This is a genomic window from Candidatus Zixiibacteriota bacterium, from assembly GCA_029860345.1.
Lineage (GTDB): Bacteria > Zixibacteria > MSB-5A5 > GN15 > FEB-12 > JAJRTA01.
The window spans coordinates 74,184-98,897 of record JAOUBJ010000010.1 but is presented as its reverse complement, the minus strand read 5'-3'; the positions used below and the strand labels follow the sequence as shown (position 1 = coordinate 98,897).

Here is a 24,714-nt window from a genome sequence, read left to right as displayed (position 1 = left end):
GTGGAAACCGGCCGTGGTGACTGACATAACGCGAGTCGAATCAGCCCTGTCGAATTCGATCAAGAGTGATCTGAATCTGGTTTACACCGAACCTCCGTTTCAGGTGGACGGTGGATGGGATTTCGGGTGGTTTTGCAGGGAACACGCATTTCATGTGTTTTTGCTCGCACGCCTTCTGGGTTTTGATAGTTCCATCATACTAGGCGACGTAGTCATCAGGTTTGAAACCCTGTTGTGCTCGACTGTGGGTCAAGGAGGTCATGCTTGGTGCCGTGTTGGAGATGCAAAACCGGTAGACATAAGTATTTGTCTTGGGTATTTGAAGGGCTTCGACGAGACAGGGGCGATCTTTGGCCAGGATTCGCCTGGCGGTCGTCCTTACATGATTAAGTACAGAACCAGTGTTGACAAAGACGAACTCAACCGTATTTACATGGCAAAAACACCCACTGTCACATTCATTGAACGAGAGCGCGTGGCCAACGATCCACTGGAAGTCTTGGACGACCCTTTCAGATTCTTGATACCGCCAGCAAGTGGCGCAGCATCGTTTACGGATCACCACGGTCGTGAGATATTCGATATGATTACCATGCATTGTTACAAGTTAGCATTGGGCAGGTGCAAACCCGTTTCAGCTTACATGGACCGAAAAGCAGGGTTGGAGAAGATTAAGAAATGGAATCGGGGAGCTGCCAAGGAAATCCGTAGGCTTTTGAGATTCTAGGCGCCTTCATACCCGCCAACAAATGGCGCCGGCATGGACCCACCCGTAAGAGAAGATGGACCCCGGCCTTCGCCGGGGTGACAAAGCCTAACATTTTCACCCTTCGACTCCGCTCAGGGTGAGGTTGTGGGATGCTCAGGGTGAGGTTGTGGGATGCTCGGGGTGAGGTTACAAGGCGCGATGCGATTGAATCCCATTTATGGGTGACTTGTCACCCCGCTTTGACCATCCGGACTGCTTCTTCGGGACAAACATCGACACAGAGAGCGCAGCCAAAACAACGGTCGCGAGTGATTTTCATCGAGCCGTCATTCAGTTCTCGGGCGCCAAAGTAACAAACCGACTCGCAACTGCCACATAGACTGCAAGCGTCCAGATCGGTCTGTTGGACAAAACTCCCTTTATCGCACTTCTCACCCGGCTTGACGAAATAGTAACAGCAATCGTCGCAGCAAAAACAGATTCCCTCGGTGATGGAACGATCCTGATCATTTCGGAACGGCCTTGCGACCAATCGCTCTTCCTTGGCCTGCCTGAGGATTCTGGAAACCTCATCACGGCTGATCTCACGACGCCGACCAAAGTCGGCGTGCATATCGCCATGAAACCACAGACAGATCTCATGGTTGACGCTTGAGCACTTATTGTCACGGCTTTTGCGGCAGCCGCACTCCACGACCCAGAACCGGTCGTGATTGGCAACAAGTTTAGCCGCCTCCTCCGGTCGACAGACGTAATGAAAAGCCAGACTGTCGGTCGTCAATGGATTCTCCGATGTTCAGGACCTTCTCTATCGGCCCGTTCAACGAGTGCGCTTTTTCTTGGCCCGCCCAAAAGACTGTTTCTCAACTTCGTATGCGCCGGGGTCCGGATGTTTTGTATCATCGGGCGGCCCGGACTGCGATGTCTCCTGGTCGGTCGCCTCGGGTTTGGCGGCGCTTTTGAACTTTTCTCCTTTGCGCACCTTCTTGCGTCCGAATGACGGCTCTGAACCTTCAGCCGAATCATCGGTCATCACATCTGCGACGGCCTCTGCTACTACCGTTGCCGGTTCTTCACGGGGTCTATCCCCATTATCCGCTTCGTTCATAGAACCGGTCTTGACGGCGTCGACGGGCGGCCTCTCCGTAGGGCGAGAGGCTGGTCGGTGCCGATCACCGGACGGCTTTTCAGCCGATGCCGGTGGGCGGTCGGATTCTGAATAATCAATATGGGGAAAAGCCTCGCCGATTGGTTCGACGCGTGCAGGTGTTTGAGACTCTTCAGATGGCTCATTCGCCTTCTCGGGACCATTCGATTGAGCCTGTCGCTCGTTGTGTCTAAGAGCAGACAATTGGGCGCTGACTCGTTCCCGCTCGCGCTCGATAGTCTTCGGATGGAGTTCATGCGATGACGCCTCGGGCGTCGGCGCAGGCACTTTATCCACCGGAGCAGGCTGAGCCGCCGGGCGTTGTCTCCGTTGCCTCGGGTCGGGGCCGGATTCCGGTGAACGTTTTGGCCCCGGTTGTTTCTGACGATCTGCCGGGACTCTCTTGCGCCCGGAGGTTCGGGCAGCGGGGGCGGAGCGCTCCGGTCGTGACCCCATGGATGATCGGGAGGACGGCCTGGTGCGGCGCTCGGGCGTTTTTTCCGTTACCGGTTTGGAGGCGTCCTGATCAAAGCTTGATTTGTTGTTGCCCGACATGGCGAACGGTGAGGCTTGGTCTTGCTTTCCAGCTTGGGCCGGAATCCGATCGCGACCCTGGTTGCCTCGCTCACGCGGTTGACGTCCGTCCCGGCTGCCGCCACGACGTCTGTCTTCACCCTGATGCTGTCCACGTTCTCTACCCTCTCGCCCGTTGGCCGAGCGGCGGTCACGACCGCGCGAACCGTCACGCCTGTAACCGTCTCGGGTATCCCGCGTAACACTCCTCTGAGGGCGAACAAGGCTTTTCGAGGCAGCCACAGCGGCGGCTTTCATGCGCTGATCAACAAAGGCGGCTCCGACGGCATCACTCCACACATTGACCACGGCCCGACCACGATCGACCAACCAGTCTGCCGCGATTACAAGCCCCAGTCCGGCGTATGCCTCGGTCGGGAATCCGGCAATGTTGAACACTATGGCCGCTGTCAGTAGTGATGACCCCGGCAAACCAGCCGTGCCTATCGACACCGCCAGCGTGGCACCCAGTATCATCAGGGTCTGAAGAGCCGACAAGTCTACCCCGAACACCTGCGCCACAAACATGGCCACCACCACCCCGGTGATGGCGCTACCATCCAGATTCACCGTTGCCCCCAGGGGAATCACCAAAGCGGAGGCTCGGTTATCCACTCGCGCCTTGTCAACGACGCACTCATAAGTTACTGGAAGGGTGGCCAATGATGACCCGGTGCCCAAAGCAGTGCCGAAAGCTGGGAAGAACTTGGCGAAGTAGTCAATAGGTGATCGTTTGCAGAAAAACTTCAGTACCAGCGGGATCACTATCACACCATGAATCAGCAAAGCGCCAAACACGACAATCAGATAAGTACCCAACTGGGTGAAAGCAGCCGACCCGCTGATATCGGCAGCGGCCACCGCCTGACCCACCAGAAAAAACAGCCCCACCGGCGCTGCATAGAGCAAGTACGGGACCAGCTTTATCATGGCATCACGCAGCCCGCGGAAAAAGTCCACGATCACCCGTTGCTGGGCGCCCAGGGTTGACAGAACGAGGCCAAAGGCCATCGAAAAGAGTATGATGCCAAAAAAGTTGCCGCTCAGAGCGGCGCTGGTTAGGCTGGTAGGGATAAAGCGTCCGAAGACATCACCGGCGGTAATCTCACCAATCCGCGAAATCTGTTGCGGGACAAAACCCGCGCTCTGATCCACCCCCACGCCGGGGCCGATCAGACTGACCAAAAGCAATCCGATCCCCATAGCTATTACGGTGGTGCCCAGAAAATAAAATAACCCGACCCCAAGCGCGCCACCGGTACGACGAAACTGACCAATCGAGGCCACGCCGGCCACCAGGCCGGCAATAATCAACGGCAGAACGACCAAACGCAGGCCGTTCACAAACAATCCCCCGATAAAACCAAGAGAATTCATCAGCTCGGGCTTCATATACCCGGCCAAACCTCCCAACAGAGCCCCAAGCACGGTCATCGCTGCGACAACCCATCTAACTTTTTGTGTCATATCCTCTTACACCGCTGTTCTACCCGTTTCGCTTTTGTTCCCGGTCTTGTTATTGGAGCGAAATCGGGTCAATTTACACTACACTTTTCTCTGGCCTGACCTTTTCAGGCCCTTTCAAGCAACCTCATCATGCCGGGATTCTCGAAAGCCCTGTTCAAAGACGTCCGCCCCTGCCGCGCAAATCTGGACTTTCGTTGGGAGCCGCGCCTGCTTTGATCTTTCGCGACTCATTCAATGGTACTAATTGCCAGTACATACTATATCAGGATACAGAATTAGCCGGTTTGAGGCAAGGCCTTTCTGGGGCGGGGGCCTGACGCTTGTCGGACTCTGGGTGGATGACCTAAATCGCACACTCAGGCGCCGGGCCGCCGGTGAACATGAAATCGACCAGGTAGACCAAATCGGCAATATCGATCAGCCCGCCGGAACCGTCGACATCGGCGGTGGCCGGGACCTCAGGCGGAGGTCCGCCATTGAACATGTAATCCACCATGTATACCAGGTCTGAAATGTCGGGGCCAAGACCGTCGTTGTTAATGTCACCGGGAATGCAGACAACCAACGCCCCTGCAACTTGCATAGGTGTGACCGAGCCACGACTCGTGGTAAACAGCGCAGCGTACCCACCGTAGGACGTAATCGTAACCGGGTTGGTATCTCCAGTAACTCCGTTCGGACACGTAAAGTACAGACTGACTATAGCGCCGCTGTCCGGCGGCAGTTGGTATCCTTCGGTCGAGCGGAACCTATAGACGCCGCGTTTATTGGCCGGGCTGAGGTTAATCATGCCGCGACTGTCAAATGCCGTCGAGCGCAATCCGTAGGTTGAAGCAGAGTCAAACTGTACCTCAAGGGGACCGGCCCAGCTGAACGGCAGAACAATCTCCGAAGTCGGCAGAGTGTTGGTGGCATAAATATCAACGCGGCAAGATTGGCCAACCGCTGCCGTTACGATAGGTACGATGAGCGACTCCGCCTGCGCCCAGATAAGTTCTTGCTGAAGGTTGTAAAACTCGCCATCGGTAGCTTCGATAGTGAGAGTCACATCGAACAGGCCGGCTTGGTTGTAGGCATGGACAGGATTCTGCACATAGGCCGAGTTACCGTCACCAAAATCCCAATGCCACGAGAGAATCTCTTTGTGCGGGATACCACTAAAGTTGACCTGCAACGGCGAGGGTCCATCGGTGATGTCGGTCTCAATATCGGCTGTCTTGATCCAGCCCATTAAGAGATCGCGCGTCCAGCAGTGCATACGGGCGGCCTGCTGCTGAGTGAACGCAGAACGACAATGGCTTTGTCTGTAACTCATGTAGTTTTCCGGATCGCCGGGCGGCCAGGGAACTCCGCTACAGGGATCGGACCCCAGAATCATCCCGCACACTCCATACCAGGGAATAGTGGGAGGTGTATCGGAACAGAGGTCACCGACCGTGTCGCGACCCTCGGCTTGCGGCATTTCGTAGCAAGGACCACATTGGCTGACCTCGGTGGTGCCGTGGTGGGTGTGGTGAAGGCCCAGATTGTGGCCGACTTCATGGGTCAATGTGGAGTAATTGGTGGGTGGCATGTGGCGATAGTCCATGATAATCCCGCCGGCGTAAATCAGCGACCAACTGGACCATGGAAACGTCCCCATAGAGAACCAGCCCATACCCTCGATTCGCAGACGGCCAACACAGATGTTCAGGTAGTGATCGGGTTCGACGGCCGAGTAGTTCTTCATGGCGTTAATCTCGGCAAAGCTTTCCAGAATCGCAAAACCGGAATCGCAGACAAGGTCCCACTGACACTCGAACTGGATACCGTATGGAAGAAACTGTGCGTTCAGACTGTCGAACGCGTCCAGGAGGTCCTCTTCGGAGATGACCGGGTTGCTGCAATCCTCTTCGGCCGCTACGTGGAAGAAGGCGCGGATTGTCTGGACCGGCTGCCCTGGTTCAACCAGCCAGCTATCACGGATCAAGGGATCATCGCACACCCCTTCGGTGGGGCAGGCGGCTCGCATTTCACTGTCGCCGGTAAGTTGCCGGTACCGGGTGAACGTATGGCAGCCCAGATCGATGTCCTCCTGGTTGGTGGCTCCGTCCTGCTGGGCTATTGCCGAATGCGGTACGACTAATAGCAAAAGGACGCATGCTGCCACCATGATGATTTGGGCTATTGTGTTACCACTCGCTGCCTTGCTGCCGAACGTCCTGTAGGTCATGTTCAACTCCTTCGCTGGTGTGGCGGTCGATGTTTAATCAATGGGCAGTGCGAGGGGTTGTTGCGATGGTATAATCTACGTTTCTGTCCGTGTTTTAGCAATGCGATTGTGATGAGTAGCTCGTGTGTGGTGACCAGTTGGTCAAAGCCGCAGTAGTCAAGGAGCCTATCTCTTCGGGTTAAACACACCACAAATGGTATGCGACACCTAAAGATAGGTAGTGTGTGACCGATAAATAGAGGAGTAGCAAAAGGACATTGATATCTATGATGCCCAAGACGACTGACAAACACTTCGTTTCAGGAATGAGAGAACTTCCGGCGCTGCCGGAAAATCTGGCTGCGATTCTGAGGATTGCCGGTGACAAAACTGCCTCAGTGGCCGACTTGGCTGCTGTAATCAACTACGACTTCCCTACTTCGGCCAAAGTGCTGAACCTTGCGAATTCAGCATATTTTGGGCAAAGGCAGAAGATCGCCGACTCGGGCGAAATTGCCGCACGACTTGGGTGGAGTGGAATCCTTGGCCTGGTCTTACCCTCTGCAATTAGAGGCATAACGGATGATTGGTTAGGTGGTGTGGATCGCGATCGGTTTTGGCGACATTCGGTGGAAGTGGCCATCGCATCCAGGAGAATAGCACAAAAGTGTGGTTATCCGACACCCGACGAAGCTTACGTAGCCGGTCTCGTTCATGATATTGGAATCCTGTTGGTTGCTAAACGACATCAGGAGAACCGGTCCCAACTCCCTCACCCATCGGTCGAGTCCCCAGAAACCGAAGACGGCCTCGATGAAGGGCAACTCAAGACGCTCTATACCGAAGCCGGCCAGCATTTACTACTGTATTGGAATATGCCGGTATCCATTTGCCGGGCTGTCGGTGAGCATCAGAGTTCACAAGTACTTAACGGCTTCGACCACGATCCTGATTTGCAACTGGCCGCAATAGTAGCTCTGGCCAATCTAATGTCGAATTTCTCCGTGTTTCCGCGGAAAACTGAAACGGCGGATCGTGATCAGGACAAAGGTCCGCTATCCGTTTCCCTCGGACTGGACCCTACTGATCGAGAGCAGATTGAGTTGGCCTTGCCGTCGGTTCTCAAGCGTGAAGCAGAGATGCTCGAAATCGACGTTGGTCCCCCCGAGACCCTTAAGGAGGGGGCATACTGGGTCTTGTACAAGGGACTTCTAAACAAGGGCTTGGAACCGTCTGAGGCGCGAGCTGCGGCCGACGTACTAACGCAAGTACTAGTCGGCGATCAGATGGACAATGAAAGAGAAGTCTGGGAGGAATACGAACGTACCCTTACTCGATATATCGCCGGCAGGTTGCCAATTGTGCGAGATACGGAAATACCGGACGAAAAGTCGACAGACTTTCAGCCGGTATTGACACTCGACGAGTTGGTTGCCCGTTTGGAAGACATCGCCGACGATATGGACGGACTGCGAAGGTCCAAAGAGCGTTCCATTGATCTGTGCAACCAGATTCGGAAACGAATCGACGACGTGGAAACTGATACCGATCAAGATTCCGTAGGTTCTAAGGAGGAGGTATACAGGGTTGTTTGACTGGATACTTGAACGAATCGCCGACATCGTCTACCCGAAGTTGAAATCCCGACTGAAGGATCAGATTGAATTGGTACTAGGACCCACCTTGACGGAGCTGACCAGAATAAGCTCAAACGTCGAGGAGTGTCGTAACGACTTGAAACGTCTCGAAGACAGGCTGACAAACCTGGAACGGAAATTCGACTCACACGGTCCCTCTATGAATCAGATGCAGGATAAGATCCGCGGTGAAGTCAATGAAACCAGTAAAGAACAGCGGCGTTCTATCGAGCTTGTTCGCAAACAGGTCGAGCAGGTCGTCTCGGATCAGCGAACAATAAACGACAAATTCAGTGACAAGTTCCAGAATGTGAGTACGGTTTTGGGTAGAGTGGACGCGAACCTGAATAACCTCCTGAAGGACGATAAAGAGTTGCTGATTAGTCTCAACCTGATGCTGATCAAAGCCAACTCCACATTCCCCCAATTCTTCCGCGAGACGGCGGCGCTGGCCGAAGATAGAAAAAAGGTGATCGCTCTGTTGGAAAAACTGGATGGGGACTCATTGCTGGAATGAACTGTAATGGTCTCCGTTGAACATCGAGAGCAGTGACCGCGGTTTCTACCGCTTGTTATGTCACTGAGCCGCACACAGAACGACGGCCGACTGAAACGCTCTCAAAAGAAGGACCCTTCCTCTCCCCTGGGAAGCGCCTCGTTTAGTCTCACTTAACCATTGACATTCGCCATCGTGAACAAAAACGGCTTCGGCGACCATAGGGCGAGGCCGCCGAAGTCGGAATTGTTGGAAGATGCGATGAGTCTCCGCGAGAAGCTATCTCATCAGCACCATCTTTCTGGTAATAGCTACCGTGTCAGTCTTCAGACGATAGAAGTAGACACCGCTGGCCACGTGGTCGCCTTGTTGGTCACGGCTGTCCCACCGGATCGAATGCTCCCCGGCCTCCCGGGAATCATCCACCAGCGTGATCACCCGCTGTCCCACGATGTTGAACACTTCGAGTGTTACCTCGGTCGTCTGGGGTAGGTAGAAGTTGAACTCGGTGGTCGGGTTGAACGGGTTGGGGAAGTTGCCGATCAGAGTCGGTCGATCAAGCGCCGACGATGAACCCGGTTCCTCGCCCGGTCCCCCGGCGCGAATAACCACGCAGTCCACACCCTCGAAGGCGCTGCCGTCGGTCAACTCGCCTGAGAGCGTGAGGGGAATCACATCGCCGTTGCCCACCTCACCCAGCGCATCGATCACGGCACTCTTGTCGAACTTCAAAGTCAGATCGGTATAGCCGTCTGAGCCGATAGTGTTGCATTCGCACGGTTCGGCATCGTCAAGGTTGGGTGTGGCGACATCTTCGAAGCTCCAGCGATAGGCCGATACTCCGGCCAACGTCACCGTGGTCGGGTCGATCTCGGTCACATCCAGATCGGCGCTGCCTAAAACGGCCGCCGGAAGCAATGCCTTGGGTTTATCGAAACCGCCGGGCTGCACCTTGGACACTCCGGGCGTTATGGTGTCGGAATGGTGCGAGGTGACGCCGTGCGATTTGATATTCAGCGGGTTGGGGCACGAGAACGGTTTGATGTCGATTCCGATCTCCATGTATGGAGGTGGCATCTCCGGCAGCGTATCGATGATGGTATCGAAAAGAGCGCTGTCCGCCATAGTCATGTTTACGCCGTGACCGGCCAGAACCAAATAGCCCATAACGTCACCCGACTCCCACAGTGGCGGGTTGGAGTTCTGCAAAACCACCGGCACAGCACTTGAGTTGTCGTGGATGTAGACGACTCGTGGTGGCAGTACCAAGAGGTTCTCAGCCCGCACCAGAAGCGGGTCCTCGTTGGCAACAATCATACCGGCCCCCCAGGGGTTCGAGAGATTCTCGGGAATGTCGACTTCGACAAAAACGTTGAAAAAACTTTGACCCGGTAGCCCGTACAAGTTGCCGGGAACTGATTCGATCTCGCCGAAGCTTCTGGTCCGCGAGGGCGCATGAGTGCCCGCTCTGACAGCCGCGCCGCTCACATGTGTCATGTTCAAGGAGTGGATTTCTGTGTGAATCTCCTCAGTCCCTGCGGGACCTTGGAATCCTTCCGGTACTAGTGTGAAATCGTTGTCCCCAACGGTGATGTCGGCCTCTCCGGTCGGGACGCCGGTGGCGTCATCAGGATCGCCATGGTGGTGCATGTCGCTGCGACCGATGATCGTCCCCTCGTCTTCCAGGATAGGGCTGCGCAAGTTGTAGTTGGACGGGTCGTAGCCCAGATAATCGGCGAACAGCGAACGGAACTGTTGCTTCACCAGAACCACAAAAGTGCCCAGTGATGTTGTCGCATCGTCGCCTTTCTCAGGGAACGAAAGAAGCGGGCAGGGGTGGCCTTCGACGTTGAAGGAAATCGACACGAAGTCACTGCCATCTGTCGTTACCACATCAAGATCGCCGTCTCCGTCGAAGTCAGCCACGGCCACCCATGTTGGTGTTGTATTGCCGGTTGGGTATCGAGCACAGAGTTCGAATGTACCGTCCCCATTGTTGGCCATAACCCCATGGGCTCCCGGATTGTGACGTTCAGCGTAGAGAATATCCTGGTGGCCGCTTGCATGCAGGTCACAGGCCAGAAGGTGGTGAGTGCGTCGAGAGGGGTACAAGACGGTATAGGTCGAGAAAACGCCCAGGCCGTTATTGAGCATAACAGACTGTGTGTAACCTGTTGTTGCTGCGGAAACGAGGTCCATATGGCCGTCGTGGTTCAAATCTGCGGTTACGAGTCCCAGGATTCCACTTCCGTCGACCGGGTATTGAACGCGCGGACTAAACTCGCCTGTCCCATCATTCAAGAGAATCGCAACCTCACCGCTGCCGATGGTGGCCGCCAAATCCATGAAGCCGTCGCTGTTGAGGTCAGCGGTGACCACGCTGGTGGGGGTGCCATCAACCGAGTATGGAGTGAAAGGGCTAAGTCCGCCGTTGGCGTCGTTTAGCAGCACTGCCACATGGCCGCCGTCGTAGCAAGCGGTAGCCACGTCAAGATGACCGTCACCGTTGTAATCAGCGACCGCCGTGCCTCTGGGACTGCCGCCGACCGAGTGGAGCTCAGGCGGTGCGAACGTTCCATCACCATTGTTGTCCATAATGCATATCCCCGTCCACGGGTAATAGCCCGATACGACGATCAACTCCGAAAACCCGTCACCGTTGAGATCGGCGGCGCTCGACACCTCTACCATATTGCCGGCCTCGTATGGGACTCCCGGCCTGAAAGTGCCATCCCCGTTGTTTAGGTGCACGGACAAGTCGTTGGCGGTATTATGCTTGCGATTAATAACCAGTAAATCGGGATACCCGTCACCGTTGAGGTCGGCCGTAGAGACCGCATGGGAAGATGACTCCAGCAGAGGGTACGTATCGGTCCAAACAAGAGCACCTACGCCGGTTTCGACAACTACCGTGAAGGTCCACGAGAAGCTCGCGCTCAGCGGCACCCCCTGTGCGGTGACGCCCGTGGTCAATGTCACCGAAACCACTTCGCCAGGTTTGAAGTCAGTGTCCGGGTCGAACCAGGCGGTGCGGGTGCCGGCATCGTAGCCGTAGGTCCCGGTCTGAAGCCCGGTCGTTCGAGTATTAACCACGAAAGTGCCGCTGTTGATGGTTGCGGCGTCCATGTCGCTGTCGAAGGTCACCGATATGTCGCTGCTCGAAGCGACATTCGATGCGTTCTGCGTGGGCTGAACCGACACGATGTCGGGACCCTGCGCCAGAGCGCTCGCCGGCAGCATGGCCAGGGCGAAGACCACCCCGACCGCCACCACTCGATACAATTGTTGCATAACTCCTCCACGGTTGATACGCACACAGGTGCGCCTGAGCACTCCGCCGATCGGTGGGGTCAATCAGGATGTCTGGTTCAGCGGTTGATGCGTTAGTGCATCGGGAACATGATCAATGTACTCCAGTATACGACGCTGGGACAAACGCTGTCAAGCGAAATCCCGCTCGGGAAGGGCCTTTCTGCTGATCGGGCCGGCAAGTGAAAAACGATCAATACTACCTGAGAATCGCCTTGCTTTTTTGAGTTAAACTGTTATCATCGACGCTCAAAGAGGTATGGAGGAAACGAATGCCGAAGGTAATAGACAACACCCAGATCGGACCGCAGGTCTGGAAAATGAGAATCGAAGTCCCGCGCCTGGTGGCCAAAGCCAAAGCCGGACAATTTGTAATCCTGCGCGTCAACGAAAACGGCGAACGCGTACCAATGTCCATCGCCGGACTCGACAAAGAGAACGGACTCCTGACAGTAATCTACCAAGTAGTCGGCAAGACATCAGCCCTAATGACAACGGTGCCCGACTCAGGTGAAATCTCCGACTGTGTCGGACCGCTGGGTATCCCCTCGCATGTCGACAACTGGGGCACAGCCGTGCTGGTCGGTGGCGGCATAGGAATCGCACCGATCTACCCAATCGCCCAAGCCTACAAAGAAGCCGGCAACAAAGTACACACGATTATCGGCGCCCGCTCAAAAGACATCCTGTTCTACGAAGAAGAGCACTCAGCCGTTGCCGATGAGATGCATGTATGCACCGATGACGGTTCGGTCGGGCACCACGGTTTTGTCACCGACATCCTCAAGAACCTTCTGGACGGTGAGGAAAAGGTCGGCATGATCATGGCTATCGGTCCGGTTATCATGATGAAAGTAGTGGCCAATCTGACCCGCGACTACGAAGTGCCGACCTGGGTGTCGTTGAACCCGCTTATGATCGACGGCACCGGTATGTGCGGCGGCTGTCGTGTCTCGGTCGGCGATAAGACAAAGTTCGCTTGTGTCGATGGTCCCGATTTTGACGGTCACCTGGTGGACTTTGATCAGTTGACCAGCCGTCTGGGCGCTTACCGCGAACAAGAACAAGCTGCCATGAAAAGGTTCCTGGAAAACCCCGGCTGCAAGCTGGCCGAAGCGGTGGAGAAGTTTGCATACCCGAGTTAGAACTTACGAAGTTGAAGCAGACTGCATTTGAGTCTGCTCATTTAGCATAGACGGAGCAAGGTGTGACAGAGAATACAGAGAAGTTACCCCCGAAAGAACGGATGAAGATTCCCCGGCAATCGATGCCGGAGCAGGAACCCAACGTCCGCAATTCCAACTTCCAGGAAGTGCCGCTCGGTTTGACCGAAGAACAGGCGCTTTTGGAGGCGAACAGGTGCATCGAGTGCAAAAAAGCGCCGTGCATCCCTGGATGTCCGGTCGAGGTGGATATTCCCGGGTTTATCCGACTGGTCATGGACAAAGAGTACGCCGCAGCCGCTCGCAAGATCAAAGAGACCAACGCCCTCCCGGCCGTCTGCGGACGGGTCTGTCCGCAGGAAGAACAGTGCGAGATGGTGTGCACCCTTTCCAAGAAATTCAAACCGGTAGCAGTTGGATACCTTGAGAGATTCGTGGCGGACTACGAACGCGAGAACGATCTGGTCCAATTACCCGAAATCGCTCCGCCGACCGGCAAGAAAGTAGCTATCGTCGGCTCCGGACCGGCCGGACTGACAGTCGCCGGTGACCTGGTCAAGCTGGGCCACAAGATCACTGTCTTTGAGGCTCTGCACAAACCGGGCGGCGTGCTGGTCTATGGTATCCCGGAGTTCCGGCTGCCCAAACATATCGTCCAGGCGGAGTGTGACGTTCTGGCCGAGATGGGCGTGGAGTTTCAGAACTCGACCGTGGTCGGCAAGATGGATACAATCGATGAACTCTTCGAGATGGGCTATGATTCGGTTTTCATCGGCACCGGCGCCGGGCTGCCGAATTTCATGGGCGTTCCCGGCGAGAACCTGATCGGTATCTACTCGGCCAATGAGTATCTGACCCGTTCCAATCTGATGCGCGCTTATGATTTTCCGAACAACGACACGCCGATTATCGAAGGTAAGAATATCGCCGTCCTCGGTGGTGGCAACACCGCCATGGACGCCGTGCGCACGGGACTCCGACTGGGTGCGGACAACGCCTATATCGTTTACCGTCGGTCCGAAGCTGAGATGCCTGCCCGCGCCGAAGAGATTCATCATGCTATGGATGAAGGGGTGCAGTTTCATTTGCTGACGACACCGATAAAGTTCAATGGCAACGGCGACGGTAAAGTCACCTCGATGGAATGCATGCAGATGGAACTGGGCGAACCGGACGACTCGGGACGACGCCGTCCGGTGCCGATCGAAGGTTCTAATTTCATCATGGAGGTCGACCTGGTGGTGGTGGCTATCGGCAACTCTTCCAACCCGCTGATCCCGCAAACAACGCCCGGTCTGGACACCAATCGCTGGGGAAATATCACGGTCGATGAAGAGACTATGGAGACTTCGCGCAAAGGCGTGTTTGCCGGTGGCGATATCGTGACCGGTGGCGCTACCGTGATACTGGCCGCCGGCGCAGGCAAAAAAGCGGCCCGCGCCATGCATGCCTTTATGATGAACGAGGTGGCCAGCCAAGTTTGACGACGACGACAGTCAGGAACCGGCACCTGTGTCCCGGCGTTTCCCTGATTAGAACTGTCTGAATAAATAACCGGAGGTGAGATGAAATTCGATTCAGTTGAACAGATACTGACTTTTGCAATCGGAAAAGAACAGGAAGCCGCAGATTTTTATACCGACCTGGCCGGAAAGATGGAAGGCAAACAGATGCGCGAAGCTTTCCTTGAGTTTGCCGCCGAAGAACTTGGTCACAAGAAAAAACTGGAAGCCGTTGTCGAAGGTAAAGTACTGCTTAGCTCCGAAGAAAGAGTGGTCGATCTCAAGATAGGTGAGAGTCTGACCGAAGTCGATGCCAAACCGGACATGGGTTTTCAGGAAGCGTTGATGGTAGCCATTCAAAACGAAACCAACGCCTACACGCTCTACAAGAATCTGGCCGTGGCCACCGACGATTCCGGATTGAAGGATCTTTTCCTGGGACTGGCTCAGGAAGAGGCCAAGCACAAACTTCGCTTCGAAGTGGAGTACGACGATTTCGTCCACCAGGAAAACTAACAGATAAATCTGTTTTTGCCCGCTTCGCGGGCGTTGCTACCGACATACAGCCGCCTCAATTTGGGGCGGCTGTTTTTTTTGGGGGCAATGGCCATCTCGGTCTGTCGGGTGGCCGTCTCAAACCTTGTTTGGGACGGTGGAACATGCTTCGACTCCGCTCAGCATGACGTGGAGACGTTCTCAATAGCGTTGTGATGGGTGAGTCTTCAGACTCGCCTATGTCATGTACCGGAGACAGCCACCTGTCCGACGCATCAAACATTAAGCCGTCCGGCGCCGGGTAACGGGCAAGATGAGAATGCCGCGTCGTCCCCCGCCGTAGGCGGAGGACTCCTCGCAACGACGGAGCTACCATGGTGTTGGCGCGCGAAGCGCGAACGACCCATTTATGGGCTTGACTATCCGACGTGGAAGACAATTGACCCTGCCGGAGCTTTAGATTATCTTGCCCGCATGTCTTTAGATAGTGTGATTGGCATGAATCAGGGTGGGACCCGCTTACCCCTTTCCACCTCCGGAATGGTCGCCGTTACAATCGTGTTGTTGCTCCCTTCTATCGCCCTGTTACTGGCGGGCAAGACACTCCTGGCGCTGGCGCCGATTGCCGCTGCGACATGTGTGATAATAGTGTCGCACCCCAGGTTGGCTGTGTATCAGTATGTGTTTGCGATCTTCATTCAATGGGTCTTGGTCGATTCGATTCCCTTGTTACTCACCGATGTCGCCGCGGCCCTGGTGATACTGGCCGCCACCCTGGACCTGCTGGTCGACCATCGCCTCCCCTTGCGATTCCCGCGCCTGACTCTTAATTTTGCGGTGCTCATTGCCGCAGTTTTTGTTGCCGGAATGGTGGGCAGCAATCCGACAATCTCGCTAAGAGTGCTGGCCCGCCTGACCTTTCTCATGCTCTCATTTCTATCGATCTACCGACTGGCCGGTAAGAGCAGGATTGACACGCTGGTCAGGGTCTTTTTCTGGGTCTGTGTCGGCCATGCTCTCATCGTGCTGGGTGGGTTTATAGCTACCGGTGGTGGCGAGCGCAGTTGGGGCTTCTCACCCATGACTTTCAACGCGCTGGCCATGATGACTCTTCCGGTAGCGACCAGTCTGTATCTGTGGCACAGAAAAAGTGGAGCCGTTTGGTACCTGCTGGGCACTGCCGTTGTCCTGGGGGGGCTGATTTCGACGCAGTCTCGATTCTCCATAATCTTCGCCCTGATCATGTCACTACTGGTAGTGATATTGTCCTGGCGGTATCATCGACGCCTTAGGGCAGAAAACAGACAGTCCGGGTTTGCCATGGAACAGGTCAGAGTAAGCTTGAGATGTCGGTGGCTGGTCATCGGCGCTGCCGGCCTGACATTGGCCGTTATCGGTCTGAATCCGGGTATGCTGCAAGGTGTTGTCGATCGTTTCACAGTCGTGCTTGAATCCCCGACCGGTTCGACGGTTTTTCTTCGCTTGACCTTATGGAGTTTTGCCTTGAAGGCCTTCCTGAGTGATCCGCTGACCGGAATAGGTCCCGGCTGTTTCCGCAGCATCCACCATATCCTTCCGACACTAAGTCTCTCGGAGGTTGGACCCTGGGTTCGCGGACTATCGGCCCACAATTTGTTCTTGCACTATCTGGCTGAAGCCGGTTTGATCGGTGGGATTTCTCTGGCTGCGCTGATGATTAATCAGTTTCGTCTCAGTCGCCGAATCTGGTCATCGCAGGTTGAACTGCAAAACCGTGCCTGCACCCTGGCCTTGTACGCCACCGGGACTCTCTTTGTGGTCACCACCTTCCTGGAGACCGGATGGCTTTGGGGGCAGGGCGGTTACGCCTTCGCGTTTTTCGTCGCCATGATCGCGCGACAACACAGCCGCAAGGTCAATGCCGAGGCCGGGGATTAGTCGGTGGTCGGCTCTGATGTCTTGTTAGCTCTACAAAAAGCTTGACCTGTAACTCCATTTCTGCTATACTGATAAGGAATGATAAGGACCGCCGTACACATTGCAGGAGGGTCCAATCTAATGCAACATCATCAACTATCGAACTCGATCCACCGTACAACGGTCGGGTCTCTGGCAATTGTAATTGCGCTTTCGGCCATGCCGCTGGGTGTGCTGCACGCTGCTGTCGATGGTGTCATCATCCAACCTGAGTACCCCGACTCGGATGAATCCATTTCGATCATGGCCCATGGATGGTTTCCCGAGAGTTGCTGGGAGATAGACGGGTCATATTTTTCGCAAACGGACAAAACCATCCACTACTACATCAACGGGTATCCCAATTGGTGGGGCGGATGTTTTTTCATAGTAATCCCCTACAGCCACACCCGCATTCTCGACCCGCTGCCGATGGGCAGCTACACACTAATCGTCCATGATGGAACAGGCCACTCCATGGATACGGTTTTCCACGTCACCCCCTGGCTCTGTTGCGAAGGCATCCGCGGCAACATAGACAGTGAACCCGGTGGAAATCTGATCGGCGACCTTGTCTATCTGGTCGACTTCATGTTCAACGATGGTCCCCCCCCACTGTGCTTGACGGAAGCTGACCTGAACGGGGACGGTCCCATCGACATCGCCGACCTGGTGCTTCTGGTTGACTTCATGTTCACGGGCGGACCGGCGCCCGAGGAGTGTCCCCAGTGAAAAAGAATACGAGGCTCCCGGACGGCTATAGGATGGTCCTTTGTACGATGTTGGTAGTGGCCCTGGCGGCCGTGCCTGTTAGCACATCGTATGCGAGAGTCTGGTCGGTCGATGTCAGCCCAAGCTGGCCGGATACCAACGACGTTGTCACCATCCATATCTATGGATGGTACCCGAATTCATGTTGGACTCCTACGGGTACTTCTTTTAATCAGGTCGGCAATACTTTCTATTACAACTCCACCGGCTATTTCAGTGGTGGTCCGATCTGTCTTGATATCATTTTCGAATATGGCGGTGATATCGAGGTGGGTCCCCTTGCGGCCGGCACCTATACGGTGGAAGTCAGTGATGGAACGGGTGACTTCAAGTCCACAATGTTCACCGTGGGTGTCGACGTCAGCTGTTGTACGGGCATCCGAGGTAATGTAGATGGTGAACCGGGAGACAATCAGATCACAGACCTGGTGCATCTGGTCGACTGGATGTTCGCTGGGGGTGTGGCGCCCGATTGTATGGTCGAAGTCGACCTGAACGATGACGGCCAGACGGATATCGCCGATCTTGTCCACTTGGTAGATTATATGTTCAATGGAGGCAGCGCGCCCGCGGACTGTCCGTAAGATGCAAACGAGAGAAGGCACAAGATGACCAAGACATCTTTGTTCGTCAGCGCTCTGTTGCTGCTACCGGTGACGGCCATCTCGCAAGACATGTGTGCCGTCAGCCTGGACCATGTGACGGGTGCAAACGGCGGTCAGATCCCCATCTCGAATCAGGAAGTTACTTTCAGCATCCGGATCACCAATCTCAGCCAGACAAGTGGGGTGAAGGGGCTCACAAACGGATTCGAGCTATCGGGTAGCGACCCGGCCGTGAATTGGAATGTTACAGACACAGGAGCCTTGCAGTTTGTGCGTGACATCTTCGATCTGGTTTTTGGGTATTCCATGGTCAATGTGGATGGATTCGGGGCCGACACCATCGGGATTGGCGGTAGTATCATGCTGGGCGCACCGCTGCCAAGGGGGTACTCGGACACAGCCTACTGGTTTTCCATCGTTGTTAACGATCCGGCCGCAGTCGGCCATCAGCTATGCCTTGACTCCTGCTACTATCCACCTAACGGCACCTGGATGTGGGCGTATGGATCATCGGTGGGCAGTTTCGCGCCACTTTGGGACGGGCCGCACTGTTTTGAGATTGCGTCGTGCTGCCAGGGTATGCGTGGCAACATCGATTGTGATCCGTCAGGTGAAATCACCATCTCCGATTTGATCTATCTTGTCACCTACATGTTCTCAGACGGCCCGGCGCCGATCGACATGGCCACAGCCGACTTCGGCGACGACGGCTCAGCCGACATCACAGACTTGATTTACATCGTTGAATACATGTTCCGCGACGGACCCGCCCCGCCGGCCTGTCCGGAATAGCATGGAGAGGAAGATGACAAAAATCGTTATCGTATGCATCGTCGGGCTTTTGCTGACGGCTTCGCCGTCGGTCTCACAGGAACAATGCGCTATAGGTCTGGACCATGTCGATGGTCTCTTTCCCGGTAATCGGATTCCGATTTCCGATAACGGAGTCACGTTTTGGATTCGTCTCACCAACTTTGATGTGAGTAACAAGGTCATTGGTATCACCAATGGATTCGAGATATCCGGAAGCGACCCGTCGGTTACATGGAATGTAACGGATTACGGAAACGACCCGGCTTTCGAGTGGATGTTTTCTCTGATATGGGAAATCAGAACCGGTAGTCTGGACGGCTCAGGCGCCGACACCCTGGGATTTGGCGGCAGCGCTATGTTGGACCCTGGTATGCCTCCCGGTTGGGACGAGGTCGGCTACTGGATCCGCCTTAGTGTGACTGACCCCAGTAGCGTCGGTCATCAGATTTGCCTCGACTCCTGCTGGTATCCACCGGCGGGCCGTTGGATATGGTCTTATGGTCAATCCCCCGGTGTGTTCCCACCATCCTGGGACGGTCCGCACTGTTTCGAGATCGCTCCTTGTTGCGACGGCATCCGAGGAAACATCGACAACGATCCCGGCAATGAGATCACTATCTCCGATCTCGTATACCTGGTCAGTTATATGTTCGGCGGCGGACCCGCGCCATACTGCATGGAGCAGGCCGACTTAGGCGACGATGGTTCAGCCGATATCACCGACTTGATATACATCGTTGAATACATGTTTCGCGACGGACCACCACCCCCGGCCTGCCCGTAGGGAGAATAGAAAGGACAATGATCAAAACTACCATCCTGTTGACCGCCGTCCTTCTGCTGATAGTTGCACCCGCTTCCGCCCAGGAAGAGTGCGCTGTAAGTCTGGACCATGTCGATGGACTCGTTGGCGGAGCCATTCCAGTCAGTTCGGATACTATCACTTACTGGATACGACTCACCAACAACCTAGTTGTCAAGGTTAAAGCAATGACCAACGGCTTCGAGATCTCCGGTAGCGATCCGGCCGTGAGTTGGAACGTTGTTGAATATGATGGCCACCCGTGGATGTCTGATTTCTTCGATCCCTGGGGAATGTACCCCTTTAGCGTGGACGGTACAGGGGCGGACACGATAGGCTACGCTGGATCAGTTGTTGTGGCCATCGGCATGCCGGCGCTGTGGGACGAAGTCAGTCTCTGGATAAAGTTAACTGTCACCGATCCGCAAAGTGCCGGGCATCAACTCTGCCTGGACTCATGTTACTTTCCACCGTGGGGAGATTGGATGTGGTATTACGGGTCAGCCATAGGCAGTTTTGAGCCCGATTGGGACGGGCCGCATTGTTATGACATTTACAGCTGTTGCGAAGGCATGCGCGGCAACATCGATTGCGATCCGACCGGGGAGATTACTGTTTCTGATCTGGTCTATCTGGTCTCATTCATGTTCTCAGGCGGTCCGGCACCATTAGACATGGCCACGGCAGATTTCGGCGACGATGGTTCAGCCGATATCACAGACTTGATTTATATCGTTGAATACATGTTCCGCGACGGCCCGCCACCGCCGGCTTGTCCGTGAAGAGCATAGAGAGCGAGGACAAAGATGAAAACTACTATTGTATGCACAGCTGTTCTTTTGCTGCTGACCGTACCAGCGATTGCACAATCGAATGGATCGTCCGTCACCCTGGATCAGGCTGACGGGCTAGTCAATGGAAACATCCAGGTCGGCTCCGGAAGCGTGACATTCAACCTGAGTTGCATGAATGGCGATGGGGCAAATAAGGTCCGGGGTATTCACAATGGGTTTCGAATCTATGGGTCTGATTCGTCGGTCACTTGGGATGGGATGCTGGCCGGCTGGCACTTCAATCCCTGGGAACTCTGGGACACATACGGGATTTGGGGACCAACCAATCACCTGGTCGGCGCCGACACAGTTGGATTCTACAGCTCCGTTTTGGTCGGTCCGGGAATGCCACCGGGGTATGCGGGTCCATTCATCTGGATTTCGGTGGCGCTGAGCGATTCGGCCAGTGTCGGAGGCACACTCTGCCTCGATTCGTCTTGGTTTCCCCCCGACGGTAGTTGGATCTGGGCCTATGGATCGACGATCGGTAGCTTTGCCCCGTCCTGGGACGGACCGCACTGCTGGCCTATCGTTGGTTCATGTTGCCAGGGTATACGCGGGAATGTCAATGGTGATCTCGCTGAACAAATCGATATAGCCGATCTGGTCTACTTGGTTGATTGGATGTTCTCCGGTGGCCCGGCTCCCCTTTGTGATGAAGAAGCCGATCTGAACGGTGACGACGGTGTCGACATCGGCGATCTGGTTTACTTCGTGGATTTCATGTTTGACGGCGGACCGGCGCCATCTGTATGTCCGTAGTTACGGGAAGGAAGACAAAGATGAAAACAGCTTTCGTATGCGCAGCCGTTCTTTTACTAATGACCGTACCGGCGATGGCGCAAGGGAATGGGTCGTCGGTCACCCTGGACGAAGTCGAAGGATTGGTCAATGGAAATATCGAGGTCGGCGCCGGAACTGTGTCATTCCACTTCGGCTTCACCAACGGTGATGGGGCGAACAAGGCCAAGGGGATAACCAACGGCTTCGAGCTTTACGGCAGTGATTCGTCGGTCACTTGGGATCTCGTGAGCTATGGGGACGAATTCTCTTGGGGACCCTGGGAAGGTGATATATTTTTCTTTACATCGCCCTATTGGCACGGTGTCGGTTCCGACACGATTGGGTTTGGAGCGAGCGTCATGCTGGGAATGGGTCTTCCGCCGGCCTACAGTGGCCCGGCTTTGTTTTTTGAGTTTCAGTTTGCCGACACGGCGAGCATTGGAGGGACATTCTGCATCGACTCGTGCTACTTTCCACCCAACGGAACCTGGATGTGGGCTTATGGATCAACAGTGGGCTCCTTCCCGCCGGCTTGGGGAGGGCCGCACTGCTATGACGTGGTCACCGATTACGACGCCGACGGTGACGGAATAGTGGAGCCGGACGACAACTGCCCTTGGGTGTTTAACCCCGATCAACTGGACGGCGATGCCGACGGGGCCGGGGACATGTGCGACAATTGTATTGCACACGTCAATCCGGATCAGTCCGACCTCGACGCCGACGGGCTTGGGGACCTGTGTGACGAATGTCCCGAAGATGCAGAGGATGACTTCGATAGCGATGGGATTTGTGGAGACATCGATAACTGTCCGCACAATCCCAATCCGGATCAGGTCGATGACGACCAGAACGGCATTGGTGATGTATGTCAGCCCGGATGCTGCCTGAATCGCGGTGATGTCGACCGGAGCGGTGGACCTTCGCCTTTGGACATCGCCGATCTCGTTTACATGGCCGACTTCCAGTTTGGTGGTGGACCCTGGCCGCCCTGCATGGAAGAGGCCGACATCGACGGTAGCGGTGCCCATGTCATTGACATTACCGACCTGATCTGGTTGATGGAATACATGTTTGACGGTGGTCTGTCGCCGGCGGAGTGTCCTTAACCAAGAGAGAAGACAGAGATGAAGACAGCTACTGCATGCACAGCCGTTCTTTTACTAATGACCGTACCGGCGATGGCGCAAGGGAATGGGTCGTCGGTCACCTTGGACCAGGTTGAGGGGCTGGTCGATGGAAATATCATGGTAGGGTCTGGAGTCGTTATCTTCCATTTCGGCTTCACCAACGGGGACGGGGCGAACAAGGCCAAGAGCGTTACTAATGGCTTCGAATTCTCCGGTAGTGATTCCTCGGTCACCTGGGAATTGGATTTCTGGACCGAGTTTGCCTGGGGTCCTGATCCGGGGAACATCATTTTTTTTGCACCACCCCACTATTGGCACGGTGTCGGCTCTGACACGATTGGGTTCAGACTGAGCGTTGTTATGTTGGGGCCGGGTCTTCCGCCGGGCTACAGTGGTCCAGCTTTGGCTTTTTCTGCTGAGTTGACCGACACAGCGAGCGCTGGAGGGACCTTTTGCATCGACTCTGCATGGTTTCCACCCGACGGTAGTTGGATTTGGGCTTATGGATCGACGGTTGGCTCCTTTCCGCCGAGCTGGCAAGGACCGCACTGTTGGCCCATCATCGGCCAATGCTGCCTTGGACTACGCGGCAATGTCGACGGCAGTGCTGATGATCTGCTTGACATCGCCGACCTGGTGTACCTGGCCGACTACCAGTTCGGGGGTGGCCCGGCACCGCCCTGTATGGAAGAGGCCGACATTGACGGCAGCGGCGCCGAAGTCATTGACATTACCGACTTGGTTTGGATGATGGAGTTTATGTTTGATGGAGGATTGTCGCCGGCTGCTTGTCCGTAACAGAGTTGCGGAGGTGTGAGAAGTGACCAAGGCAATAGTCATATGCGTGCTTTTGTCGGCAATGTCGGCCGGACCGGCGACAGCTGAAGAAATGTGCGCGATCAGTGTCGATCACGTCGATGGGCTGGTTAACGGGATGTTACCAATCCTGGAGCAAGGCATTACCTATCAAATCCGTCTCACCAACTACCATGCCGAATGGGTCGCAGCGGCTACCAATGGGTTTGAGATTTCGGGCTCTAATCCGTCTGTCACCTGGGAGGTTCACGGGTGGGGAGTTTATTGGAATCCCCCCGATGAATACTTCAATCTGTTCTTCGAGATGCCAGGTTTCAGCGTCGACGGCCAGGGCGCCGACACCATCGGGTTCGGCGGTTCCAAGATGAACACCGGTGGTTTGCCGCCCGGGTATGACTCGATCTCCTACTGGATTGAAGTCGCTATCACCGATCCCATGGCCGACGGACACCTACTCTGTCTTGATTCCTGTTTCTATCCACCCAATGCCACTTGGCGCTGGTCTTACGGATTTCCTGACTACAATGTTCCCCCCATCTGGGACGGGCCGCACTGTTTTGAGATCGTATCATGTTGTCAGGACTTGCCGGGCAATGTTGACTTTGATCCCGAGGACCATTGGAACATCTCCGACCTGATTTACTTAGTCGAGTTCATGTTTGAAGGAGGTCTGGCGCCACCGTGTCCTGCCGAGGCGGATTTCTATCCGGACGGGACAATCGATATCTCCGATTTGGTGGCAATGATCGACTACATGTTTACCGATCAATACCCAGCGGCCTGTCCGTAATCGATCCAACCAGAGTTGAACTCTGTCGGCAATGGCGGGTTCACGCCACGGCGCGCAGGCGAAAACGGACCCGCCCTACTCGTTGGACCATCATGCATGGCATAAAAAGAACCCGCTTCCAAAAGGAAACGGGTTCAAAAGGAATTGTATTCAAGTCCTATTTCATCCGTGGGAAATCTACTTTCTGCGACGGATGGTGCGACGAGCTTTGCTCTTGCGAGCAGGCTTACGCTTGGTGCTGGCGCGCCAGCTCTTGGTCCGGGTGGTACCGCGCTTGGCAACCTTACGACGAGCCGGCTTCCACGTTGAACGGGAGGTCGGTTTGCGGAAGGCGTTGGCAGCGCCACGATTACCTCTCCATACGGAGGGGTTGGACTTCTTGATGTTCAGGTCGACCGCTTTGTAGCGGACAGAGTACACTGTGCGACCCAGCTGACGAGCGATCCAGGTCGTCTCATAGTTACGATAGAACTTGCGCATGAACGCAATTTCTTCACGCATCCACGGACGGGCCACTTTATGACCCATGGTGCGACGATGACTGGACGTGCGTCGCGAGGTGTGTGAGCGTTTCCGCATAGCCATACTCTACTCCTTGTTTGAACGGTTACAGTGTGCGAACAAGACCCATGGCTGGAGTTTTGTTCGCAGTTCTTACTTTCGATACTTGCCATTCTCATCGGCCACATTCCAAAATCCTTTAGCACCAATCGCTTAGTATTAAGGCAATTGAATAGAAAAACTGCC

General features: G+C 55.2%; 21 protein-coding genes. 16 read left to right on the top strand and 5 right to left on the bottom strand.

What is annotated here, in order from left to right:
- Positions 1-382: 382 nt before the first annotated feature.
- Positions 383-727: a hypothetical protein gene (locus tag OEV49_11365; protein MDH3891673.1), complete on the top strand. Its 345-nt coding sequence runs from the start codon at positions 383-385 to the stop codon at positions 725-727.
- A 211-nt stretch (positions 728-938) separates the two neighbouring features.
- On the opposite strand, the gene OEV49_11360 is transcribed toward OEV49_11365, so the two are convergent.
- The 3 genes from OEV49_11360 to OEV49_11350 all read right to left on the bottom strand — a co-directional run bounded on the left by OEV49_11360 (position 939) and on the right by OEV49_11350 (position 6,108).
- Entirely contained in the window at positions 939-1,490 is a 552-nt protein-coding gene (locus tag OEV49_11360) for a 4Fe-4S binding protein (protein MDH3891672.1), read from the bottom strand.
- A gap of 39 nt (positions 1,491-1,529) precedes the next feature.
- Positions 1,530-3,896 carry a cation:dicarboxylase symporter family transporter gene (locus OEV49_11355; protein ID MDH3891671.1) on the bottom strand — a complete coding sequence of 789 codons (2,367 nt, stop codon included), beginning with the start codon at positions 3,894-3,896 and terminating at the stop codon, positions 1,530-1,532.
- A 343-nt stretch (positions 3,897-4,239) separates the two neighbouring features.
- Positions 4,240-6,108, bottom strand: a complete 1,869-nt coding sequence (locus OEV49_11350; protein ID MDH3891670.1) for a PKD domain-containing protein — start codon at positions 6,106-6,108, stop codon at positions 4,240-4,242.
- Positions 6,109-6,374: 266 nt separating this feature from the next.
- On the opposite strand from OEV49_11350, the gene OEV49_11345 reads away from it, so the two are divergent.
- Together OEV49_11345 and OEV49_11340 are read left to right on the top strand one after the other, a co-directional pair.
- A complete protein-coding gene (locus OEV49_11345; GenBank protein MDH3891669.1) occupies positions 6,375-7,682 on the top strand; it encodes an HDOD domain-containing protein in 1,308 nt (435 codons plus the stop codon).
- A complete protein-coding gene (locus OEV49_11340) occupies positions 7,675-8,241 on the top strand; it encodes a hypothetical protein (GenBank protein MDH3891668.1) in 567 nt (188 codons plus the stop codon). The genes OEV49_11345 and OEV49_11340 overlap by 8 nt, the downstream gene beginning before the upstream one ends.
- A gap of 258 nt (positions 8,242-8,499) precedes the next feature.
- On the opposite strand, the gene OEV49_11335 is transcribed toward OEV49_11340, so the two are convergent.
- Positions 8,500-11,511 (bottom strand): FG-GAP-like repeat-containing protein, encoded by a 3,012-nt coding sequence (locus tag OEV49_11335; protein MDH3891667.1) that lies wholly within the window; start codon positions 11,509-11,511, stop codon positions 8,500-8,502.
- A 290-nt stretch (positions 11,512-11,801) separates the two neighbouring features.
- Here OEV49_11335 and OEV49_11330 point away from each other — a divergent pair, with 290 nt between their 5' ends.
- From OEV49_11330 to OEV49_11270, 13 genes are all read left to right on the top strand, one after another.
- Entirely contained in the window at positions 11,802-12,674 is an 873-nt protein-coding gene (locus OEV49_11330; protein ID MDH3891666.1) for a sulfide/dihydroorotate dehydrogenase-like FAD/NAD-binding protein, read from the top strand.
- Between the two features lie 101 nt (positions 12,675-12,775).
- Positions 12,776-14,176 carry an NADPH-dependent glutamate synthase gene (gltA, locus tag OEV49_11325; GenBank protein MDH3891665.1) on the top strand — a complete coding sequence of 467 codons (1,401 nt, stop codon included), beginning with the start codon at positions 12,776-12,778 and terminating at the stop codon, positions 14,174-14,176.
- An 81-nt stretch (positions 14,177-14,257) separates the two neighbouring features.
- The gene (locus OEV49_11320; GenBank protein ID MDH3891664.1) at positions 14,258-14,710 is read left to right on the top strand and encodes a ferritin family protein; all 453 of its coding nucleotides are present in this window, start codon (positions 14,258-14,260) and stop codon (positions 14,708-14,710) included.
- Between the two features lie 453 nt (positions 14,711-15,163).
- Positions 15,164-16,606, top strand: a complete 1,443-nt coding sequence (locus OEV49_11315) for an O-antigen ligase family protein (GenBank protein ID MDH3891663.1) — start codon at positions 15,164-15,166, stop codon at positions 16,604-16,606.
- Between the two features lie 120 nt (positions 16,607-16,726).
- Positions 16,727-17,356: a hypothetical protein gene (locus tag OEV49_11310; protein ID MDH3891662.1), complete on the top strand. Its 630-nt coding sequence runs from the start codon at positions 16,727-16,729 to the stop codon at positions 17,354-17,356.
- Positions 17,353-17,979 (top strand): hypothetical protein, encoded by a 627-nt coding sequence (locus OEV49_11305; protein ID MDH3891661.1) that lies wholly within the window; start codon positions 17,353-17,355, stop codon positions 17,977-17,979. Before OEV49_11310 ends, OEV49_11305 begins: the two co-directional genes overlap by 4 nt.
- A 24-nt stretch (positions 17,980-18,003) precedes the next feature.
- Positions 18,004-18,792, top strand: coding sequence for a hypothetical protein (locus tag OEV49_11300; GenBank protein MDH3891660.1), 789 nt, complete (start codon positions 18,004-18,006; stop codon positions 18,790-18,792).
- 13 nt (positions 18,793-18,805) lie between these two features.
- Complete coding sequence (locus tag OEV49_11295; protein MDH3891659.1) at positions 18,806-19,597, top strand: hypothetical protein; 792 nt, start codon at positions 18,806-18,808, stop codon at positions 19,595-19,597.
- 17 nt (positions 19,598-19,614) lie between these two features.
- Positions 19,615-20,397, top strand: coding sequence for a hypothetical protein (locus OEV49_11290; protein ID MDH3891658.1), 783 nt, complete (start codon positions 19,615-19,617; stop codon positions 20,395-20,397).
- Positions 20,398-20,421: 24 nt separating this feature from the next.
- Positions 20,422-21,210, top strand: coding sequence for a hypothetical protein (locus OEV49_11285; protein ID MDH3891657.1), 789 nt, complete (start codon positions 20,422-20,424; stop codon positions 21,208-21,210).
- Between the two features lie 20 nt (positions 21,211-21,230).
- Positions 21,231-22,340, top strand: a complete 1,110-nt coding sequence (locus OEV49_11280) for a thrombospondin type 3 repeat-containing protein (protein ID MDH3891656.1) — start codon at positions 21,231-21,233, stop codon at positions 22,338-22,340.
- Positions 22,341-22,358: 18 nt separating this feature from the next.
- Positions 22,359-23,159: a hypothetical protein gene (locus OEV49_11275; protein ID MDH3891655.1), complete on the top strand. Its 801-nt coding sequence runs from the start codon at positions 22,359-22,361 to the stop codon at positions 23,157-23,159.
- A gap of 22 nt (positions 23,160-23,181) precedes the next feature.
- Positions 23,182-23,967 carry a hypothetical protein gene (locus OEV49_11270; protein ID MDH3891654.1) on the top strand — a complete coding sequence of 262 codons (786 nt, stop codon included), beginning with the start codon at positions 23,182-23,184 and terminating at the stop codon, positions 23,965-23,967.
- Between the two features lie 177 nt (positions 23,968-24,144).
- Here the strand turns inward: OEV49_11270 and OEV49_11265 are convergent, their stop codons facing one another.
- Positions 24,145-24,552 (bottom strand): hypothetical protein, encoded by a 408-nt coding sequence (locus OEV49_11265; GenBank protein MDH3891653.1) that lies wholly within the window; start codon positions 24,550-24,552, stop codon positions 24,145-24,147.
- Between the last annotated feature and the right edge of the window lie 162 nt (positions 24,553-24,714).

Excerpts from the sequence above, each read along its gene's own strand:
- gltA (MDH3891665.1), top strand. The coding sequence starts at position 12,776 with ATGAAGATTCCCCGGCAATCGATGCCGGAGCAGGAACCCAACGTCCGC.
- OEV49_11345 (MDH3891669.1), top strand. The coding sequence starts at position 6,375 with ATGATGCCCAAGACGACTGACAAACACTTCGTTTCAGGAATGAGAGAA.
- OEV49_11280 (MDH3891656.1), top strand. The coding sequence starts at position 21,231 with ATGAAAACAGCTTTCGTATGCGCAGCCGTTCTTTTACTAATGACCGTA.
- OEV49_11310 (MDH3891662.1), top strand. The coding sequence starts at position 16,727 with ATGCAACATCATCAACTATCGAACTCGATCCACCGTACAACGGTCGGG.
- OEV49_11365 (MDH3891673.1), top strand. The coding sequence starts at position 383 with ATGATTAAGTACAGAACCAGTGTTGACAAAGACGAACTCAACCGTATT.
- OEV49_11315 (MDH3891663.1), top strand. The coding sequence starts at position 15,164 with ATGTCTTTAGATAGTGTGATTGGCATGAATCAGGGTGGGACCCGCTTA.
- OEV49_11285 (MDH3891657.1), top strand. The coding sequence starts at position 20,422 with ATGAAAACTACTATTGTATGCACAGCTGTTCTTTTGCTGCTGACCGTA.
- OEV49_11320 (MDH3891664.1), top strand. The coding sequence starts at position 14,258 with ATGAAATTCGATTCAGTTGAACAGATACTGACTTTTGCAATCGGAAAA.
- OEV49_11290 (MDH3891658.1), top strand. The coding sequence starts at position 19,615 with ATGATCAAAACTACCATCCTGTTGACCGCCGTCCTTCTGCTGATAGTT.
- OEV49_11335 (MDH3891667.1), bottom strand. The coding sequence starts at position 11,511 with ATGCAACAATTGTATCGAGTGGTGGCGGTCGGGGTGGTCTTCGCCCTG.
- OEV49_11350 (MDH3891670.1), bottom strand. The coding sequence starts at position 6,108 with ATGACCTACAGGACGTTCGGCAGCAAGGCAGCGAGTGGTAACACAATA.
- OEV49_11275 (MDH3891655.1), top strand. The coding sequence starts at position 22,359 with ATGAAGACAGCTACTGCATGCACAGCCGTTCTTTTACTAATGACCGTA.
- OEV49_11300 (MDH3891660.1), top strand. The coding sequence starts at position 18,004 with ATGACCAAGACATCTTTGTTCGTCAGCGCTCTGTTGCTGCTACCGGTG.
- OEV49_11330 (MDH3891666.1), top strand. The coding sequence starts at position 11,802 with ATGCCGAAGGTAATAGACAACACCCAGATCGGACCGCAGGTCTGGAAA.
- OEV49_11265 (MDH3891653.1), bottom strand. The coding sequence starts at position 24,552 with ATGGCTATGCGGAAACGCTCACACACCTCGCGACGCACGTCCAGTCAT.
- OEV49_11355 (MDH3891671.1), bottom strand. The coding sequence starts at position 3,896 with ATGACACAAAAAGTTAGATGGGTTGTCGCAGCGATGACCGTGCTTGGG.
- OEV49_11295 (MDH3891659.1), top strand. The coding sequence starts at position 18,806 with ATGACAAAAATCGTTATCGTATGCATCGTCGGGCTTTTGCTGACGGCT.